The organism is Luteibacter sp. P4_D7_3, from assembly GCF_056401735.1.
The window spans coordinates 1-2,350 of record NZ_JBFUIT010000458.1 but is presented as its reverse complement, the minus strand read 5'-3'; the positions used below and the strand labels follow the sequence as shown (position 1 = coordinate 2,350).

The window sequence follows — 2,350 nt, the reverse complement described above, 5'->3', positions numbered from 1 at the left end:
GGGCTGCTTCGTCGGATCATTCCCCCGTATCCCTTGCCGTCGCCGTGCGTGGATGCCGCCATGGGTGCGCTGTCGTACGAAGGGCGTCGCTTGCAGCGTCACCATCTGCACGAAATTCTCAACGAGCGCGCTCGCATGCTCGTTACCTTGCGTCAGATGCCCGGCGTGCGGGAGGTGATGCCTTCGTACGCTAACTTCCTGGCTGTGCGTTTCGACGATGCGGCAGGAACCTATCGTCGCCTGCTCGCCGCGGGCGTGGTCGTCCGCGACGTGTCGAAATACGCGGGACTGGAAGACGCCCTGCGCATCACTATTGGTACCGGCAACGAGAACGACCGCGTGCTCGCGGTGTTGCGCGCGGGAGCGCCTGCATGAGCCGCAAGATCCTCTTCGTCGATCGCGACGGTTGCCTCATCGAGGAGCCGGCCGACCAGCAGATCGACAGCTACGAGAAGCTGGCCCTGATGCCCGGGGTGATTGCCGCCTTGCAGCGCTGTGTGGCCGCGGGCTATGAGCTGGTGATGGTGACCAATCAGGACGGCCTCGGCACGCCTTCGTTTCCGCAAGCGTCGTTCGATGGGCCGCACGCCTTGCTGTTGAACATCTTCGCCTCGCAGGGCATCACTTTCCGCGAGCAGCTGATCGATCGCAGTCTGCCGCATGAACATCGCGACACGCGCAAACCAGGCACGGGCCTGGCGCGGCACTGGCTGGCGGACGATAGCTGGAGCCGCTCGCAGTCCGCCATGATCGGCGATCGCGAGACCGACCTGGCCTTCGCCGCCAACCTCGGTGTACGCGGTTTTCGCGTGGGCGCTGAGGGTGCGAGCTGGGCCGAGGTGGCGCACGCGCTACTCGATGCACCACGCACCGCCGAGGTGCTGCGCAGGACGAAGGAAACCTCGATCCGCGTGCATGTGGATCTGGACCGTATCGCCGAACCGAACGTGCGCACCGGCCTGGGCTTCTTCGACCACATGCTGGAGCAGATCGGCAAGCACGGCGGATTCGCCCTGAGCCTGACCTGCGACGGGGATACCCATATCGATGAACACCACACCATCGAGGACTCCGCGCTCGCCCTCGGCCAGGCCTTGCGCCAGGCGTTAGGCGACAAGCGTGGCATCGGTCGCTATGGCTTCGCGCTGCCGATGGACGAGAGCGCGGCGCGCGCCGAGCTGGACCTGTCGGGGCGGCCGTACTTCGTCTTCGAGGGCCATTTCCCGCGCGATCGCGTCGGTGATGTGCCGACCGAACTGGTGCCTCACTTCTTCCGTTCGCTTTGCGAAACCCTGGGCGCGAACCTGCACCTCACCGTGCACGGCGAGAACGCTCACCACATGGTCGAAGGCTGTTTCAAGGTCGTCGCGCGCACGCTTCGACAGGCGATCCGCCGCGAAGGCGCCGAGCTGCCGAGCACCAAGGGAAGCCTCTGATGAGCGTGGTTCTCGTCGATGCGGGCGGCACCAACATCGGCTCCGTGCGCTATGCCTTGCAGCGCCTCGGTACCGATGCCGAACTCACCTCGGACGCGGCACGCATCCGCGCGGCCAGCCACGTGATCCTTCCTGGCGTGGGCGCCGCGGCACCGGGCATGCGCATGCTGCGCGAGGCAGGCCTGGTCGAGGTATTGCGCGGATTGAAACAACCCGTGCTCGGCGTCTGCCTGGGCATGCAACTGCTCTGCGAGCGCTCGGAAGAAAGTGACACGGAATGCCTCGGTGTGATCCCGGCGACGGTGACGCGTTTCGCCGGAGCACCTGGCCTGCGCGTGCCGCACATGGGTTGGAATACGCTGCAGGTGACCGTGCCTCATTGCCTCACCGCAGGGCTGCGCGAGGGCGATACCGCGTACTTCGTTCACAGCTTCGCCGTCCCGACAGGCGACTACACACTGGCCTCAAGCGAGCACGGTACGCCGTTCTCGGCCGTAGTCGCCTCCGGCAACTTCATGGGCATGCAATTCCACCCCGAGCGTTCGGCCGGTGTGGGTGCCCAGCTCCTGCGGAACTTCCTCGCCCTATGACTTTACCGATTCCAGCCATCGACCTGCGCGAAGGCAAGGTTGTTCGTCTGTTCAAGGGTGACTATGCCCAGCAGACCACCTTCGCCTTCGAGCCCGAAGCACTGGCGGCTCGGTATGCCGACGAAGGGGCGACGTGGCTGCATGTCGTCGATCTCGATGGCGCGCGTTCGGGCCATTTCGAGAACCTGTCCACGATCGCCGGGGTCGCCTCGAGCGGCCGCCTCCGGGTGCAGGCGGGTGGCGGTATTCGTGACGAGGAGGGCGTACGCCGCCTCCTGGATGCGGGCGTGGAGCGTGTCGTCGTCGGCAGCGTGGCCATCCGCG

The 2,350-nt window shown here is 65.9% G+C and carries 4 protein-coding genes; all 4 read left to right on the top strand.

Annotated elements, in window-relative coordinates; genetic code table 11:
* A partial coding sequence (locus AC1DSN_RS21480) for an aminotransferase class I/II-fold pyridoxal phosphate-dependent enzyme (protein ID WP_477332771.1) occupies positions 1-375 on the top strand: 375 nt, incomplete at its 5' end.
* Entirely contained in the window at positions 372-1,436 is a 1,065-nt protein-coding gene (gene hisB / locus AC1DSN_RS21475; RefSeq protein ID WP_477332769.1) for a bifunctional histidinol-phosphatase/imidazoleglycerol-phosphate dehydratase HisB, read from the top strand. The genes AC1DSN_RS21480 and hisB, both read left to right, overlap by 4 nt.
* Positions 1,436-2,026 carry an imidazole glycerol phosphate synthase subunit HisH gene (gene hisH / locus AC1DSN_RS21470; protein ID WP_063570721.1) on the top strand — a complete coding sequence of 197 codons (591 nt, stop codon included), beginning with the start codon at positions 1,436-1,438 and terminating at the stop codon, positions 2,024-2,026. The genes hisB and hisH overlap by 1 nt, the downstream gene beginning before the upstream one ends.
* The coding region (locus AC1DSN_RS21465) for a HisA/HisF-related TIM barrel protein (protein ID WP_477332767.1) at positions 2,023-2,350 on the top strand (328 nt) is incomplete at its 3' end. The genes hisH and AC1DSN_RS21465, both read left to right, overlap by 4 nt.